This window comes from Cohnella soli, from assembly GCF_042655525.1.
Taxonomy (GTDB): domain Bacteria; phylum Bacillota; class Bacilli; order Paenibacillales; family Paenibacillaceae; genus Cohnella; species Cohnella soli.
This window is the reverse complement of the sequence record NZ_JBHSMI010000028.1, coordinates 885,165-903,110: the sequence shown is the minus strand read 5'-3', so window position 1 is coordinate 903,110 and position 17,946 is coordinate 885,165. Positions and strand designations below refer to the sequence as shown.

Below are 17,946 nucleotides of genomic sequence, written 5' to 3'. Positions count from 1 at the left end.
TATTTTTTTAGCTATCGCCTTCGTTAAGCGTTTAGTTGCCGCTCACGCGGGAAAGCTCCCTCATGTTCGCCTCGAATGCGGCGAGCAACGCCTTTTCCCCGCTCAAGCCTTTTGCTTCGACTTTGGCGATTTGTTCAAGCATCCGCTTGTAGTCTTTCGGAATGATTTTCACGAATTTGGCGAGCATGTTCGGCCAGTCTTCCAGCACGCGGCTTCCGAGATCGCTTCCCGTAGCAGCTACATGTTTCTCGATCATCGTCCGTACTTCTGAAGCTTCCGTTGCATCCTCGATCGCTTCCAGCGATACCATCTCGAAGTTGCAGCGGTCGACGAACCGTCCGTCCCAATCGATGACGTAAGCGATGCCGCCGGACATACCGGCTGCGAAGTTGCGGCCCGTCTTGCCAAGGATAACAACGCGTCCGCCAGTCATATATTCGCAGCCATGGTCGCCAACGCCTTCGACGACAACGTTCACGCCGCTATTCCGTACCGCGAACCGTTCACCCGCGACTCCGCGAATGTAGGCTTCGCCGCTTGTCGCGCCATAGAACGCCGTGTTGCCGATAATGACGTTATCCTCTGCCACGAACGATGACTTGGCAGAAGGGTAGACGGCGATTTTACCGCCGGACAGTCCTTTGCCGACGTAGTCGTTCGAGTCGCCTTCGAGCGTCAGCGTCATCCCTTTCGGCATGAACGCGCCGAAGCTTTGGCCAGCCGTGCCGACGAAGTGGAACTTGATCGTATCTTCAGGCAAACCGTCTTTGCCGTAACGCTTTGTCACTTCAGAGCCGACAATCGTGCCGACGACGCGGTTCGTATTTTTGACCGGGAACGTGCCTTCTACACGTGCTCCATCGTTCAAAGCCGGAGCCGCGGCATCAAGCAGCGAGATCATATCGATCGATTCCTCGAGCAAGTGATGCTGGCTCTTCACATTGTAACGGAACGAACCTTCCGGAAGCTCTGGCATATGCAAGAGCGGCGTTAGATCGATGCCTTTGGCTTTATAGTGGCCAATTGCTTCCTTCGTGTCTAGGCGGTCGACCCGCCCAACCATCTCTTCGACGGTGCGGAAGCCGAGCTGCGCCATGATTTCGCGGAACTCTTCTCCCACGAAACGCATGAAGTTGACGACTTGGTCCGGATCGCCCATAAACTTCTTGCGAAGCTCAGGGTTTTGCGTAGCTACGCCGACAGGGCAAGTATCGAGCTGGCACACTCTCATCATGATGCAGCCGACGACGACAAGAGGCGCTGTGGAGAAGCCATACTCTTCCGCACCGAGCAACGCCGCAATGGCGAGATCGCGTCCGTTCATGATTTTACCGTCCGTCTCGACGACGACACGGTCGCGCAAGTTGTTCAAGATGAGCGTCTGGTGCGTCTCCGCAAGGCCAAGCTCCCACGGCAAGCCCGCGTGGCGAATCGAGCCGATTGGGGAAGCTCCCGTACCGCCGTCATAACCGCTGACGAGAATGACGTCAGCCCGCGCTTTCGCCACGCCGGCCGCGATCGTGCCCACGCCGACCTCGGAAACTAGTTTCACGTTAATGCGAGCCCGAGGGTTCGCGTTTTTTAGATCGTGGATCAGTTCCGCCAAATCCTCGATCGAATAAATATCATGGTGCGGAGGAGGCGAGATCAGACCAACGCCAGGCGTTGTGCCGCGCACTTCGGCGACCCAAGGATACACTTTGCGGCCCATGAGCTGGCCGCCTTCGCCCGGCTTCGCGCCTTGCGCCATTTTGATCTGAATCTCGTCCGCGCTGGACAAGTAATAACTCGTAACGCCGAATCTACCGGATGCCACTTGTTTGATCGCGCTGCGACGAGAATCGCCGTTCGCGTCCGGAATATAACGGGCAGGATCTTCCCCGCCTTCGCCGGAGTTCGATTTGCCCCCGATGCGGTTCATCGCGATCGCAAGCGCCTCGTGAGCTTCCTTGCTGATCGAACCGAACGACATCGCTCCCGTCTTAAACCGCTTAAAGATCGATTCGAGCGGCTCGACTTCTTCGATCGGAACAGGAGGCTGGTCGAATTTGAACTGCAGAAAAGAACGAAGCGTACGCGTCTCGTTATATTCGCCCTGCACAAGAGCCGAATACTTCTTATAGGTCTCGTAATTGCCCGTGCGCGTCGCCATTTGCAACGTATGAATCGTCTGCGGATTAAAGAGATGCTCTTCTCCGCCTTTGCGCCATTGATAGTCGCCGCCGGAATCCAGCTCGCGCTCCGCGCCGAGCTGCTTGGAATACGCGCGCTCGTGAGCCACGAGCGTGTCTCTAGCGATGACGTCGAAGCCCACGCCTTGAATACGGGATGCCGTGCCCGTAAAGTGCTCGCCGATGACTTCCGTATTCAAGCCGACCGCTTCGAAAATTTGCGCGCCGCGGTAGGACTGAATCGTCGAGATACCCATTTTGGACAATACTTTTACGACGCCTTTGGTTGCCGCTTTGATGAAGTTTTTGACTGCTTTCTCATGCGAGATATTGCGCAGCATTCCTTGGCGGATCAAGTCGTCCAACGTCTCGAATGCCAGATAAGGGTTAACCGCACTCACGCCGTAACCGAGCAGCAGAGCGAAATGATGCACTTCGCGAGGCTCGCCGGACTCGAGCAAAATGCTGACCTTCGTCCGCGTGCCTTGGCGAATCAAGTGGTGGTGCAGCGACGAGACGGCAAGCAGCGACGGAATCGCCGCATTGTCAGCGTCGAGGCCCCGGTCGGACAAAATCAAAATGTTATGCCCTTTCGCAATAACCCGATCCGCTGCTTCGCACAGCAGCTTCAGCGCAGCGCGTAAGCCGTCTTCTCCGTCCTTTGCCTCGAAGAAAATCGGCAGCGTAATCGACTTGAAGCCCGGACGGTGCACGTGGCGCAGCTTTGCGAACTCTTCGTTCGACAAGATCGGCGTGTACAGCCGAATTTGACGCGCGCTTTCCGGCTCCGGATTCAGCAAATTGCGCTCCGGTCCAACCGTCGTATACGTGGAAGTGACGACTTCTTCGCGGATGGCGTCAATTGGCGGGTTCGTCACTTGAGCGAACAATTGTTTGAAGTAGTTAAACAGACGCTGCGGTTTCTCGGAAAGCACAGCGAGCGGCGCGTCGTACCCCATCGATGCAAGAGGCTCGACGCCGGACAACGCCATTGGTTCGATAATTTTGCGAACGTCTTCGAACGAATAGCCGAACGCTTGTTGACGCAGCTGCACCGTGCTATGATCCGGCTCCGGAAGCTCTGCCGCTTCCGGCAAGTCTTCGAGATCGACAAGATGGTCGTTCAGCCATTCGCGGTAAGGATGCTCCGTTACGATCGCGCGCTTCACTTCTTCATCGGAGATGATGCGGCCTTCTTTCGTATCGACAAGCAGAATGCGGCCCGGACGAAGGCGATCCTTCAACACGATGTCTTCCGGAGGAAGCTCGATAACGCCTGCTTCGGAAGCGAGCACCATCAAATCGTCCTTCGTCACGTAATAACGGGCAGGACGCAAGCCGTTGCGGTCAAGAATGGCACCAATCTGTACGCCGTCGGTAAAGCCGACCGCAGCCGGTCCGTCCCACGGTTCCATCAAACACGCGTGGTATTCGTAAAACGCCTTTTTATCTTCATCCATCAACTCATTATTTTGCCAAGGCTCCGGCACCATCATCATCGCCGCATGCGCCATCGAACGGCCGGCCAAATACATAAATTCGAACGTATTGTCGAACATTGCCGTATCGGAGCCGTCCGGAGCGATGACCGGCTTAACTTTCTCCAGGTCTTCACCGAACAGTTCTGACTGAAACAGCGTCTGACGTGCCCGCATCCAGTTGATATTGCCTTGCAGCGTATTAATCTCGCCGTTGTGAATCAAATAGTTAAACGGATGCGCGCGTTCCCAGCTCGGGAACGTGTTCGTGCTAAACCGCGAGTGAACGAGTGCCAGTGCCGTTTCCAGCGTCGGTTCGTGCAGTTCCGGATAGAACAGACCGACTTGCTCCGTCGTCAGCATCCCTTTGTATACGATTTTCTTGCTCGAGAAACTTGGAAAATAAAACATATCCGCACCTTCGATGCCGCCGAATCGAATCGCTTGCTCTGCTTGCTTACGGATAACATACAGCTTGCGCTCGAATGCCATGTCGCTTGAGAGCTTCTCGGAACGCGCGATGAATGCCTGACGTACGAAAGGTTTAACTTTCTTCGACGATTGGCCAAGCATCGAGTCGTTCGTCGGAACGGTACGCCAGCCGAGCAGCGTCTGACCTTCCTTGGCAACGATCGATTCGAAAATGCTTTCGTGATTACGGCGCACAGCTTCTTCGTTCGGCAGGAACACCATTGCGACAGCGTAGTCGCCCGGTTCCGGCAACGTAAAACCGAGTTTCTCCGTCTCCGCCTGGAAGAAACGATGCGGAATTTGCATCAAGATGCCCGCTCCGTCGCCCGTGTTCGGCTCGCTGCCTTGACCGCCGCGGTGCTCCATGTTAAACAGCAGCGTCAGCGCCTGTTCGACGATCTCATGCGATTTCTTTCCTTTAATATGTGCGACGAATCCCATGCCGCATGCGTCTTTCTCAAACTGCGGATCGTACATCCCTTGTTTGATGGGTAGACCTTTATGCATCTCTATCATGCTATATCAACCTCTCTTGCGCAGTTTAGGAAATTTGACGACATGGCTTCTCATTCCGACGCGGATGGCCTAAAATGGAACTATCGGAGGAAAAAATGGTGATCGAACGACAAAACGAGAGGAAAACCTGAACATTATCGGCGAAATCCACGGCGATCGTTCATAAAATTCGTTTAATTTATTCAATCATTTTACCACCGGGTCAAGAAGGATGGCAATTTAATCTTTTTTATTATGTCGATAACGAACATTAAAGGAGAGGAATCATTTCGATGAGCAAAAGCTTCCGCAAGACCCTTATCCCTCTATTCGCCGCAGCGCTCACGTTCGGTCAGGCTTCCGCGACTTTCGCCGAAGATCCTGTCCCCCAGCCCGTCCCTCAGATGAACGACAGCTACAACATCGTCGCGCTGGGCGATTCGCTCGGCACCGGTTACGAACCCGGTATGACGCTGCAATCCGTGCCGTACGGCTACGTCGATCGCGTATACGAACAAGCGCTGTTCCATGGCCGCTCTGAGCTGGATAACTATGCCATTCTTGGATTGTCGACGACCGGCCTCTTCAATTTTCTGCAGGCCGCTTCGGAGAACCGTTCGGTCACTGCGATGGATTTGCAAGCCTTCCCTGCGACAACCCAATCGGAAGCCCTGAAGCAAGCCGATGACATGGCCAAGAAAGCGCCCGAGCTTGGCAAAGATTTGGCCCACGCCGATCTCGTCGTCTTAACGATCGGGGCGAACGACTTCACGAAACTCATTGAAGCGGCGAAGGACAAAGATACAACCTCCGCACGACAAATTATACAAGATAAAGCCGCCGAAACAATGAATAAGTATACAGAAGATTTGGATAAAACGATGAATTTGTTGCATAAGCTTGCGCCAGATGCACGAATCGTGATGTCAGATCAATATTTGCCGCTAATGCCGTCCCATGAGTTGTACCCCGATTTGGATAATGTCGGGAAAACGCTGTCCGAGACGGTGGACGCAAAAGCCGCTTCGTTATCCGCTGCTGGCATTCCCGTTCAAGTCGCTCATGTGTTCGAGCCATTCCGGGGCAAGTCGAGTTCCTTGACGCATTTCAATCTGCTTGAAGGCTTCGACATCCACCCAACGCAAAAAGGCTACGAAACGATCGCCAAAGCATTCTCCGATGTCCTCTGGCACGAATACCGCACGCCGTCTCCTCGTCCTGCGGACGTCGTCAATACAATCATCATCAATGGTAAGGAGACGCAGAACAAACCCATCTTCAAAAACAACACAAACTTCCTGGCCATTACGGACTTGGCCGATGCGATCGACGCCACCTGGAAGTGGGACCCTCAGACAAAGTCAGTCACCTTCACCAAAAACGGTCACTCCGTCGTCATCACCATCGCCGCTAAAACAATCGTCGTCGACGGCGTAAAGAAACCGCTAGCTACTCCTGCTTACTTCCAACAAGTAGGCAAAGTTACGAAAACGTATGTACCGCTCGGAGTCGTTAGCGACTCGCTGAATTACCAGGTCGTGTTCCGCAACAAACTTAAAACCGCATTCATTAATCTTTGATCGATAGCATTCCCCAAAAAGAAAGCTCCCCCATTTGGTTCGGGGGAGCTTTCTTTTACGCTTTAATGTCCAAGTTCTGTCCGAGATAAGGATGAATGTTCGTCTGGAGCATTTGAACAAGCTGCTGACCTTGCGTCTCTGCTTGATCCAATGCTTTGCCGATGACGGCGATCGATACGCTGTTTTGCAACTGCGCCGCCGATAATGTTCCACCAACTTCCATATTAACCCCTCCTTATTTAACGGTTACTCTAATCGTGACCGTCTTTCCGCCGAAGGCCGCTTTAATTGTCGCCGAGCCTTTACCTTTGGCGGTAATTTTGCCGTCGACTACCGTTGCCACGGAAGCATTGGACGTCGTCCATGTCGCTTGCGATGTCGGCGTTGACGTCTTGCCGTTCTCGAATGCCGCCGTCAAGCTGACAGACTGCTCAGCACCGATCGCAAGTTTCGTCGAAGTCAAGGATGGCGTAAGCTTCGTGAGTTTCGCCGTTACGACATAAGACACTTCCAACGACTTCTCTTGTACTTTGGCCGTCAGCTTGCCGCTTCCTTCCGCGAGCCCTTTCACCGACGCTCCGTTCACGGTTACGATACCTTCATTAGATGGATTCCAGTCGATTCGGGAGCCTATCGATACTTTTTTACCGCTTTTCGTCGTGGCCGTCACTTTAATCGCCTGCGAACGGTTTAACGTTACGCTTACGCTCTTCGGCGAAATATCGAAGGAAACAAACTCTTCCTCGACCGTTACTTTCACTTTAACCGTCTTGCCGAGATACGTGCCGGTTAACGTCGCAGTTGCCGGGAGAAGCCCCTTCATCGTCTTTGTCTTCACGAGCAAGTTAGGTGTCGACGACTTCCAGACGACTTTATCGGTAATCGATACTTCTTCTCCGTTCTCGTAAATCAGTTTCACCGTCGGAAGCGATACTTCCTTGCCGATGACGACGCTGACGTTATCAGCGGACGGGATCAGCGTCAAAATTTTATTATGAACGTTAACGACGATCGTATCGGATACGATATTGTTGGCGCCGTTATCGACTTCGGCGCGGAGCGTAACCGTGCCTTCCTTCAGCGCCTTCCACTTGCCGTCTTCGATCGACAACACGGCGGAATCGCTAGCTGCAGCATCGTCATTATCGGTATCTGCAGCAGTCGACGTTTGTGGATCAATCGTCCACTTCACGAGTTTGCTGACGTCCTTCGTGTCGCCGGACAATGTCGTGCCCGTTACGGTCGGAAGGGCTGCTGTGTCGCCGACGAAAGCGTCTAGCGAGTCTTTTCCGATGTCAAGCTTCTCAAGCGTAGGGAAGACCGTCACAGAAAGCGATCGAGATAAGCCGTTAAATGTGACAGTGATCGTAGCCGTACCGACGCCTCTCGGCTTCACAATTGCCGATTTGCCGTCGGCGGATAATGCAATCGTTGCGACCGCCTGATCGGCGTCCGCGATTTTCCATTCCGCTTGTTGCGTCACGTCGTCGAACTTGCCGTCCTTGGCAGCAGCTGCCGTCAAGGAAACAGAAGAGCCGTTAAGTGCAATGTAAATCGGCTTATCTTGCGAAATTTTCAATGCCTCGAATGAATTGCGAACGATGACCGTCACTGCATCGGACAAGCCAAAACGTTTCGCGGTTACGACCGCTGTACCCGTACCGACGATCGTGATTTTACCCGCTGTATCGACTTTGACTACTGCGGCATTGCTGCTCGTCCAAGTCGCTTTGCTTGTAATGGTTTCGTCGGTCCCGCCCAATTTCAGTTTAGCTTTCGCGGTCAGTTCTTTCTGTCCGTCGCCAAAAAGCATAGTAATTGGACCTGCGACAACCGAACTGCCGTCATACAGATCAATCGATTCATACGGGTTGTTAACCGTCAGCTTAACGGAATCCGTACGGCCCTTGTATTTGACCGTAATCGTCGCCGTACCTTCGGTCAGCAGCTTAACCGTACCGTTCTCCACCGTGGCCACGGAAGTCGCAGAACTCGTCCACGTGGCCGACGAAGAAACATCACTTTCCTTGCTGCCGTTCACGCCGACGGCTTTCAAGACGACATCCTGACCCAGATCGAGTGTTAACGCGTCCGGTGCATCCGTCGAATCTTTTTTGATCTTTAAAGCATCGTACGCGTATTCCGAAGTCACGTAAATCGTGCTCGACACGGATTTGTATCTGGCTGTAATCGCAACGGAATTCGCTTCTCCACTGGCAGTCACGACGCCTTTGACGACTTTGATCGATGTTGAGCTGGACGTCCAAGTGGCGTCAGCGGTCACATCTCTTTCAGACGGGGCATTCGCGATGTCCGCATATGCGGTTAACGTCAACGAATTGTCGTCGACGTAAAGTTTGGATGTTGAGGACGGCGAAATACGTACGCTGTTAACCGTCTCGTCAGCTGCCGAAGCGACGCCGCCAACAACGCCGAAGAACATTGCGAAGACGAGAACTGCCGCCATGAAGCGGCTGCCTGCGGCACGGGAACGGGACGACGGGAAATGTGGTTTGACTTGATTGTTCCAGGTTTTCATCAATCGGGAATCCTCCATAACACCGTTTTAAGACGGAAATGTCTACTTCTAATAACGGCTTTGGAAGATGATTCCTGAATACATAACGCAGAAAAGATCGTTTTACGTCGGCAAAATGAGACTATCGTCTCACATTAGAGCTTGTAATCTTTGCGAGCTTCGTCCAGCTTCTCCAAACATTTTTCCGCCCAACGCCTCAGTCCGTCGATTCTGGCAACTTCCGCTTCGAGCGCCGTCTTTAAGCTTGTTGGATAGTCCGGAAGCGCTCCGCCGTAAGGCTTCACCGTCTGCGAGGGCACCCATGTCTTCTCCGTATACGCCAGCGCCTTGCGCTCGTGGAAGATCGGCGCGTCCGGATCGAACTCGCTGTGCAAGTCGCCTTGGGTCGGATGACGAAGCACGGCGAGCACTTTCACCAGTGTTCTCCGCCCGTCCTCTTCTATCGCTTCTCCGACATATTCCCCCGTTTTGTAGCTAATTCTCACAAGTTGCGACACCGTTTCATTGATCCCCATCTCGCACTATTCCTCCTTCTTATCGCTTCTTCTTATTGTACCACTTGTTCCGAGCTTCGCTTACGCGTAATATGTAGGTAGGTAAAGTGGGGGATTATTTCTTATGCGCAAAAAACGAGTTCTGCTGCTTTCCGAAGGATTCGGCACCGGACATACGCAAGCCGCGTACGCGCTGGCGGTCGGGCTGCGACAGCTGTCGCCTCGCATCCAGACTCGCGTGATCGAGCTGGGAACTTTCCTGAATCCCGTTATTGGCCCGTTAATCTTGTCGGCCTATCGCAAAACCGTCAGCAAACAGCCTAAACTGGTCGGCAAAATGTACCGCAGCGGCTACCATAAATCGCTTAACCGGGTTACGCAATTCGCGCTGCATCGGCTATTTTACAATCAAGTATCCGATGTTGTGCGCCAATTGAAGCCGGATTCCATCGTGTGCACGCATCCGTTTCCGAATGCCGTCGTCAGCCGGTTGAAGCGTCTGGGACTGAACGTTCCGCTTTATACGCTCATTACGGACTACGACGCGCATGCGACTTGGACGAACCCGGAAGTGAACACTTATTTGGTCAGCTCTGCAACCGTGCGGAACAAGTTGATCGCCCGCGGCGTTCCGCCGACTTCGATCGAGGTGACGGGCATACCGGTCCATCCGAACTTCTGGCACCCGCATGACCGCGCGGAGGCGCTAGCGGAGTTTAGCTTGAAGGACATGCCTACTGTGCTTGTTATGGGCGGCGGTTGGGGATTGCTGTACGGTGAGGAGCTCGTTGAATATATGGCCGGCTATGCCGAGCGCGTACAGTTGATTCTATGCATGGGCAACAACGACAAGGCAAGGGAAAAGCTGATGGCTGACCCTCGTTTCCAGCACCGGAACATCCATGTCATCGGCTATACGAAGGAAATCAACAAGCTGATGGACGTGTCGGATCTGCTCGTGACGAAACCCGGCGGCATGACATGCACCGAAGGCATGGCCAAAGGCATTCCGATGCTGTTCTATGAACCAATCCCCGGACAAGAAGAAGAGAACGCCGAATATTTCGTCACCCACGGCTTCGGCGAGCTCATGACGACAACCGAAACGATCGACCGTTGGTTCCGACTTATTCAAGAGCCCTATGCGTCCGATCAGCACCGCGATGCACTTCTTGCGTTGCGCAATGCCGAATATCATCCGGCGAAATGCTCCGAAGCGGTTCTCGCATTGATGAACTAGGGCGTGTCTGAATACTCCGAGGGGTTTTCAGACACGCCCTAATGGATAAGACAAACAAAAGAAGTTCAAGGAACGCCCGGCAAGGGCGAAAACCTTGAACTTCCTTCTTTTCTGTCGATTGAACCTTTACAGCGCGCTGCCGCCGTACAGGAACCGATATTCCCAGTGCTTGCCGGCTATGCTATCTACCCGGACGCCACCGGACTCGACGGAGTAGGTATGTAACATCTGGCCATCGCCGAGGTAAATGCCAACATGCGAGATTTTGGTCGAGAACGGACGTTTACCGCCGTATAGCGATGCTTTCGTGCCTTTATAATCCATAAAGAACATCAAATCGCCGCGCTTTAGCGCATGCCAATCCGTCGTCACGGTGTTCTTGTTGCGTACGTAGTCGCCTTGGGCGGCCGAATCAGCCGGAAGCACAATGTCGAGTGCGTCTTTGAACGCCTGGCGGGTGAAATCCGAGCAATCGAACGTTGCGGTTGTATTCCGATCCGAGCCGTATTCATACGGCGTACCGAGGTACTTCTGTCCCGCGGCGATTACCGCTTCGATTTTCTGTGCTGCGGTTTGAACGCTAGTCGGCGGTGTGGACGCTGGCGGTGCGGACGTCTGCGGAAGTGCGCCTGTCACTTTGACGTACTGCTCCTGACTGCTGACATAACCCGTGAGGCCTGCGCTGTCCTTAATTGCATACCAACTCTTGTTGACAACACTTGTGATGACGAACTGTTCGTCCTTTTTCAAATATCGAATGAAAGCTCCGCTCGTAGATGGTGCTTCACGGAACGATACTGACGCGACAACAATCGCGTTCGCCCCTGCCGGTTGCTGCGCCGCCGGCTTGTAATCTACATATTTATCGCTCGAGGATATGTAACCGATTTTGCCGAACACATCTTGGACTCTCAACCAGTTATCGTTCGTGCGCTCTAAGACGACGACTTCCTCTCCCGCTTTCAAATACCGCGTTACCGCAGTTGACGTACTCGGTCCGGTTCTGAAGCTCACCGATGCCACGATCTGTGCGGTTTCCACCTTCGTTGCTGCAGATGCGACAGCCGGCAGCGCGGAGATGAACAACGAAGCGGCGAGCAACAGCTGTATACCCTTTTTCCTCATGCGCCGATTCCTCCCAAGATGAAAAAATGTAACTCCTTGTCCATTATATTTTTTCAAGGGGCTGCTTCCATGAGTCGCCGATCACGCCGCGTATTCCCTCTATAGGCAAGAAGAGCCAATAGCTGCATAGGCCATACGTCCGGCAACCCGCGCCATTCAAGGGAATCGGAGGGAACAGTGATCGCGATTGGTGCGATTTACCAGCGGTCTCTTCAGCGGATTTATGCGATCGCTTGAGATCTCCCTTTCCTTTGGTAAATCGGCACATTCCCGCTCGAAACCGGAGAGATCCCCGAATCTTGATGGACATTTCCATTAATTGTTCTAGAAACTATCTGCCGTGGGCGAAATTAATGGACTTTTCCATTAACACTGACTTCTAGTCCGGGGGTTGAGTGCTGATCGGCGGGAGATGGGAGGCGGGCTGTCGAGTGTAACAACGTAAAAAAAGCTTGCCGGCTGCCCGGCAAGCTTAGCTGCAACTCTATTTTACTTTCTGTCCTCTTCCGGAATCAGCTTCTCGCGGAGAGCTTTAACTTCCGGATGTTCCAGATACTCGTCGAACGTCATCATCCGGTCGATGAGTCCATTCGGCGTAATCTCGATTATGCGATTCGCGATCGTTTGCACGAACTGATGGTCATGCGAGGTAAAAATAATCGGACCGTCGAAATCGATGAGGCCGTTGTTGAGCGCCGTGATGGATTCGAGATCCAAGTGGTTCGTCGGCTCGTCGAGCAGCAGTACGTTGCCGTTCGTCAGCATCATACGCGACAGCATACAACGAACTTTCTCTCCCCCGGAAATAACGGAAGCTTTCTTCAGTGCTTCGTCGCCGGAGAACAGCATCCGTCCGAGGAAGCCGCGAATGAACGATTCGTCCGGATCCTTCGTATATTGGCGCAGCCACTCGGCCAGGTTCAGGTCAACGCCATCGAAGTAAGCTCCGTTTTCTTTAGGGAAATACGCATTAATCGCCGTGACGCCCCACGTGACGGAACCCGCTTCTGGCTCCTTCTCGCCTACGAGAATTTGGAACAACAACGTCTTAGCCAGACCGTAAGGCCCGACGAGCGCGATCTTGTCGCCCTTGTTCACGACGAAGTTGACGTTGTTCAACGCTTTCTCACCGTCCAAAGAAGCGGTCAAGTTCTCGACCGTAACGACCTGCTTACCGACTTCGCGTTCAGGCTTAAAGTTAATGAACGGATATTTGCGGTTCGATGGACGAATGTCGTCTAGCGAGATTTTGTCGAGCATCTTCTGGCGGCTTGTCGCTTGCTTAGCCTTCGACTTGTTTGCGGAGAAGCGCTGGATGAATGCTTGCAACTCTTTCATCTTATCTTCTTTTTTCTTATTCTGGTCGCGCATCAACTGTTGAGCCAATTGGCTCGATTCGTACCAGAAGTCGTAGTTGCCCACGTACAATTGAAGTTTGCCAAAGTCGATATCCGCGATGTGCGTACACACCTGATTCAAGAAGTGACGATCATGTGAGACAACAATGACAGTACCTTCGTAACGCGACAGGAAATCTTCCAGCCAGTTGATCGATTCGAGATCCAAGTGGTTGGTAGGTTCGTCGAGAAGCAGGTTGTTCGGACTGCCAAACAAAGCTTGCGCGAGCAAAATGCGAACTTTCTGGTTGCCGTCCAACTCGGACATCTTCTTGTCGTGCAGATCAGTCGTGATGCCGAGTCCGTTCAACATACCCGCCGCTTCGCTCTCCGCTTCCCAGCCGTTCATGTCAGCGAATTCAGCCTCGAGTTCGCCTGCTCTCATGCCGTCTTCGTCGGAGAAATCCTCCTTCGCGTAGATGGCATCTTTTTCCTTCATGACCTTATAGAGTCGATCGTGGCCCATGATGACTGTCTCTAACACTTGGAAGTCATCGTATTCGTAATGATTTTGTTTCAAGACGGCGAGCCTCTCGCCGGGCGTTATGTGGACTTCTCCGGACGAAGACTCCACTTCGCCGGACAAAATTTTCAGAAACGTAGACTTGCCTGCTCCGTTCGCACCGATCAAACCGTAACAATTGCCTGGCGTGAACTTGATATTTACATCTTCGAATAAGGGGCGCTTGCCAAAACGGAGGCTAACGCCGGATACGGTAATCATGAGTCTAATCCATCCTTTTCACTTGAATTGTCGCGAACCGCACGATCGAAACGTAACGTCTCACCGTGTTGCAGCAGCAAAATTTGCTTTTCGGAAATACCGAGATTCTGTCTTGCCGCCTCCAGACGATCCAGTGCTTCCGTAGGCGTATCGTCAGAAAGCTTAAATGCACCGTAATGCATGGGCACAAAATATTTTGCCTTCACGTCGAGGAAAGCCTGCAACGCTTCTTCCGGGCTGACGTGCTGAGCCGCCATGAACCATTCGGGATCGTAAGCGCCGATCGGCATGAGCGCAATGTCGATATCGAATCTTCTGCCGATCTCTTCGAATCCACGAAAGTAGCCGCTATCTCCCGCAAAATAAATCGTCGGGCCGTGGTCGCATTGCAGCACCCATCCGCCCCAGTGCGAGGTGTTCATGTCCCACGGGTTTCTTCTCGTCCAATGCTGGGCAGGGACGAAAGTAAACTTCGCTCCGTGATGTGACAAGTGCTCCCACCAATGAAGCTCCTCGGCTTGCAAGAATCCGCGAAGCATGAGTTTCCTGCGCAGCCCGGCGGGTACGATCATTTTTTTGGGGCCTCTCAACCTACGAAGGGACGATATATGCAAATGATCGTAGTGGGCGTGGGAAATAAGCACAACGTCGGTCGAAGGCATGTCCGACAGCTCGACGCCTGGCGGGGCGAGTCTTTTTTGAAACGCCATCCTTCTCGCCCATACCGGGTCCGTGACAATATTCAAACCCGCCATCTGTATGAGAAACGTGGAGTGGCCAATCCAGGTCAGGGACGGCTCGTTGCGGTTATGCTGTAGGAATCGCAAATCAGGGGCTACGCTGGGTACGCATTCCACGTTGTCTCTATCGAGAATTTTGCGAATTCGGTCCCTACGCCAACGGTCGAACTGTTCCATGGATGCTTTGCCGGCACCAACGGAGTCCAAGTTGCCGAAGCGTCTTCTAAGCATGAAATCCCTCCGATGATGTGTTCATGTATACTATAGCAGGAAACGCGGAAATGTACCAAGCCGCGCAGCAAAAAAAGAGCGGCGTTTCCCTCTCTTCGACGTTCACCAGTCGATTTTGGCATTTCGTCCCCGAATGCGTTATTGTGGAAGTAGCTAAATAAGCGAACAAGCGAGGGGGAGTCAAGTCCATGAAGCTCTTGTCCATCGAGCCGACCCCGAGTCCGAATACGATGAAACTTAACGTCGACGTCAGACTCGAACCCGGGGTGCAATTGACTTACGACAAAAATACCGCGTCCGCGCCGCCTCTTATTCAGAAACTGCTCGAGGTGCAGGGGGTTAAGTCCGTGTTCCATACGGCGGACTTCCTGGCGCTGGACCGCAAAGGCAATGCCGACTGGGCCACTATTCTAGACGGCGTCCGCGAAGCGTTCGGCATTGCCGATGGAGGATCTCTGACCGGTCAAGGGGAAGGCGCAGCAGGTTTTGGGGAAGCCCACGTGAAAGTTCAGAAATTCCGTGGCATTCCGATGCAGCTGCGAGTTCAGAGCGGCGGTCAGGAATTCAGAGCCGCGATGCCCGAACGTTTCGCGAAAGCGGTAACCGAAGCGGCCGGGGCGACGATGATTCGGGAGCGGATGCTGGAAGACCTCGGCGTGCGCTACGGCGAACCGCAGGAAGTGCTTGATGAAGTGCAGCGAGAACTGGATGCCGCATATCCCGAAGCACGGCTTCGCGACCTCGTCGCCCAATCCATCGCCGCCGGTCCCGAAGCTCCACCTCCCGCCCCTCCGGCTCCGCTAAGCGGCGCCGAAGTATGGAAGGCGCTCGACTCGCAAGACTGGCGCGAAAGGTACGCAGCGTTGGAGCGGTTGAAGCCGACGCCGGAAGACTTACCGGTCGTCGCCCGCGCCCTGCGGGACAGCCAGCTATCGGTACGTCGGCTCGCCGTCGTTTATTTAGGCGATCTCCGCACGGCTGAGGCGATGCCGCACTTGTATGGCGCTATGAAGGATTCTTCCGGCGCAGTACGCAGAACGGCAGGAGATACGTTGTCAGATATCGGCGATCCCGCCGCCGCGCCTTCGATGATCGAGGCGCTTGAGGATTCCAATAAGCTCGTCCGCTGGCGCGCCGCCCGGTTCCTCTTCGAAGCGGGCGACGAGTCCGCGCTCGAAGCACTGCGCAGGACGACGGCTATCGAGCCCGAGTTCGAAGTTCGGCTGCAAGCGGAGATGGCCGTCGCCCGCATCGAACGAGGCGAGGAAGCCGCCGGCTCCGTCTGGCAGCAGATGACGCGCATGCGCGAGGAGAACCGCGGCGGCAACGAATAAATAAAAGGGATCGAAACCCGTAAGGCGCTACGCCTTCGGCATTCCGATCCTTTTTTACTCTTCGTTTATTATGAATTGCTGTTGTTTATATACGTGTAGTTGGTTTTTGCCTAGCAGCTTCGCTCTGTACAGTGCTTCGTCGGAATGGCGGATCAACGAGTCCCAATGACCGCCAGTCGTGGGGTAAGCCGTTGCCACACCGAGGCTGAGCGTCACAAGCCCGGAAGTTAGCGTGGAATGCCGGTTCGCAATGCCAAGCGCAGAAACAACGGAAGCAAGGTCTAATGCGATTTTCTCCGCAGCACCCGAATCCGTCTCCGGGAGAATGGCGATAAACTCCTCACCGCCGAACCTCGCGACGAATCCTCCCGGTGGAAACTCGAATGCATCGAGAGCTTTCGCCACTTTTTTTAAGCAAATATCGCCTTCGAGATGGCCGTATGTATCGTTGTACAACTTAAAATTGTCGATGTCGCATAGTACGACGGATAACGGAACGCTCCCGCGCCCGGCAGCAAGCACCCATTCCTGCTCCAGCTTGTCGTTCATATACCGCCGGTTCGCAATGCCGGTAAGCCCGTCCAAATTCGCGAGACGCATCAGCATTCGGTTCGACTCTTGCCTCTGCTGGTCAGCGAGCTTCCTGGCCGTAATATCGTGGAAAATAACAATAGCCGCCGGGCTGTCTTCGACGGATATCCAAGCTGACGTCATCTCGACGTCAATCGTCACGTCGTCCAACCTTGACATTTTGATTTCCAAAGGCACGCATTGTTCAACTTTCAACATAGTCTTGGATAAATATTCACTTGTACATTCGGTGTCGTCCGGATGCACGTACTTCAACACCGGCATGCCGATCAGTTGCTGGTCGGATTTCGCTTTCAGCAGCACTGCCGCACGCTCGTTCGCGTACCCGATTCTTCCATCCTCGCCTACAACGATGATAGCGTCAGGTGACAGTTCCACAAGCTTGCGATAACGATAATCGCTTTCCTCTACCGCATGAATGGCTGTCTTCCCATCGGAAATATCGCTGCCCGAGAGAATCACTTCCGTTACTTCGCCATTCACGAATACCGGAGTTACGTTATTTAAATAATGGCGACCGTTAATGTTTGTTTCGTACTGTACATGTTCCCCCGCCCAAGCTCTATCGTAGATCCCTCTGATATACTCGTGCATACTTGGAGGCAGAAGCTCTTCCATCGATTTGCCGATGTCGCCCTGATTCCATCCTCGCATATATAACAACTTTCCCTCACCAAACGTAAACCGATAATGGCCGTCTATCATCCTGAACTTACAGATCATGCCGTGTTGTTCCCGAAGTAAATCCACGTACTCCTGCCGGCTTGCCTCAAGCTGAATTAATTGCCCTTGAAGTGCCTTCGCCCGGCGAATCCAAAATAGAACAAAACCGCTTCCGAAGATCGCTAAGCATAAAATAACAGCCGTTAACACAGTGACAATCGCTATTTGCATGCAGAAGTACCACCCGTCAGATGGAATAAATTTGTAGGTTACGATTGTCAAGCGATATATTTTGACAATAATATAACAAATTCTTAGACCATTTGACAGAGGGAAAGCGGTTACATGGAAGAAAATTGATAATGAGCCCGCAAAGTATGCTGCGTTTCAACCTAAACCCTATGTATAGCGCTTTCTTGTTTGTAATAATACCGTAATCTAAGTTTCATGTTCTCTTCATCTTGACGGGTTACAATGCTTACATGACCCCCCTTTTCAATAATAGATTTCGGGCTTGCGGCGAGGGTGCCGCAAGCCCACTTTTTTTGTTGCGGTGCATCGCTATTTCAAAAAAAGAACTGTGTTGAATCGAGGGTTTGCTGCGGGACTAATTAATTCGGCCGTAAGCAGCCACTTGGGGACGGAGTTACTGCGCGGAACACATTAATTCGAT

At 53.1% G+C, this 17,946-nt stretch carries 11 protein-coding genes; 3 read left to right on the top strand and 8 right to left on the bottom strand.

The window, feature by feature from the left end:
• Positions 1-31: 31 nt before the first annotated feature.
• Complete coding sequence (gene gltB / locus ACFPOF_RS19780) at positions 32-4,636, bottom strand: glutamate synthase large subunit (RefSeq protein WP_378135773.1); 4,605 nt, start codon at positions 4,634-4,636, stop codon at positions 32-34.
• A gap of 272 nt (positions 4,637-4,908) precedes the next feature.
• On the opposite strand from gltB, the gene ACFPOF_RS19775 reads away from it, so the two are divergent.
• Positions 4,909-6,195, top strand: a complete 1,287-nt coding sequence (locus ACFPOF_RS19775; protein ID WP_378135771.1) for a stalk domain-containing protein — start codon at positions 4,909-4,911, stop codon at positions 6,193-6,195.
• 55 nt (positions 6,196-6,250) lie between these two features.
• Here ACFPOF_RS19775 and ACFPOF_RS19770 read toward each other — a convergent pair whose 3' ends face one another.
• The 3 genes from ACFPOF_RS19770 to kapB all read right to left on the bottom strand — a co-directional run bounded on the left by ACFPOF_RS19770 (position 6,251) and on the right by kapB (position 9,249).
• Positions 6,251-6,418 carry a YjfB family protein gene (locus tag ACFPOF_RS19770; protein ID WP_378135769.1) on the bottom strand — a complete coding sequence of 56 codons (168 nt, stop codon included), beginning with the start codon at positions 6,416-6,418 and terminating at the stop codon, positions 6,251-6,253.
• A 12-nt stretch (positions 6,419-6,430) separates the two neighbouring features.
• Positions 6,431-8,737 (bottom strand): hypothetical protein, encoded by a 2,307-nt coding sequence (locus tag ACFPOF_RS19765; protein ID WP_378135767.1) that lies wholly within the window; start codon positions 8,735-8,737, stop codon positions 6,431-6,433.
• Positions 8,738-8,868: 131 nt separating this feature from the next.
• On the bottom strand, positions 8,869-9,249 hold the full coding sequence (kapB, locus tag ACFPOF_RS19760) for a sporulation phosphorelay system protein KapB (protein ID WP_378135765.1): 381 nt from the start codon (positions 9,247-9,249) through the stop codon (positions 8,869-8,871).
• A 103-nt stretch (positions 9,250-9,352) separates the two neighbouring features.
• Between kapB and ACFPOF_RS19755 the strand changes: the two genes are divergently transcribed.
• The gene (locus ACFPOF_RS19755; RefSeq protein WP_378135763.1) at positions 9,353-10,468 is read left to right on the top strand and encodes an MGDG synthase family glycosyltransferase; all 1,116 of its coding nucleotides are present in this window, start codon (positions 9,353-9,355) and stop codon (positions 10,466-10,468) included.
• 126 nt (positions 10,469-10,594) lie between these two features.
• Here the strand turns inward: ACFPOF_RS19755 and ACFPOF_RS19750 are convergent, their stop codons facing one another.
• The 3 genes from ACFPOF_RS19750 to ACFPOF_RS19740 form a co-directional block, all read right to left on the bottom strand.
• Complete coding sequence (locus tag ACFPOF_RS19750) at positions 10,595-11,593, bottom strand: C40 family peptidase (RefSeq protein ID WP_378135761.1); 999 nt, start codon at positions 11,591-11,593, stop codon at positions 10,595-10,597.
• 489 nt (positions 11,594-12,082) lie between these two features.
• Entirely contained in the window at positions 12,083-13,714 is a 1,632-nt protein-coding gene (locus ACFPOF_RS19745; protein ID WP_378135759.1) for an ABC-F family ATP-binding cassette domain-containing protein, read from the bottom strand.
• On the bottom strand, positions 13,711-14,685 hold the full coding sequence (locus ACFPOF_RS19740) for an MBL fold metallo-hydrolase (RefSeq protein WP_378135757.1): 975 nt from the start codon (positions 14,683-14,685) through the stop codon (positions 13,711-13,713). Before ACFPOF_RS19740 ends, ACFPOF_RS19745 begins: the two co-directional genes overlap by 4 nt.
• A gap of 188 nt (positions 14,686-14,873) precedes the next feature.
• Between ACFPOF_RS19740 and ACFPOF_RS19735 the strand changes: the two genes are divergently transcribed.
• Entirely contained in the window at positions 14,874-16,019 is a 1,146-nt protein-coding gene (locus ACFPOF_RS19735; RefSeq protein WP_378135755.1) for a virulence factor, read from the top strand.
• Between the two features lie 54 nt (positions 16,020-16,073).
• Here the strand turns inward: ACFPOF_RS19735 and ACFPOF_RS19730 are convergent, their stop codons facing one another.
• Positions 16,074-17,504 (bottom strand): sensor domain-containing diguanylate cyclase, encoded by a 1,431-nt coding sequence (locus ACFPOF_RS19730; RefSeq protein WP_378135753.1) that lies wholly within the window; start codon positions 17,502-17,504, stop codon positions 16,074-16,076.
• Positions 17,505-17,946: the final 442 nt, after the last annotated feature.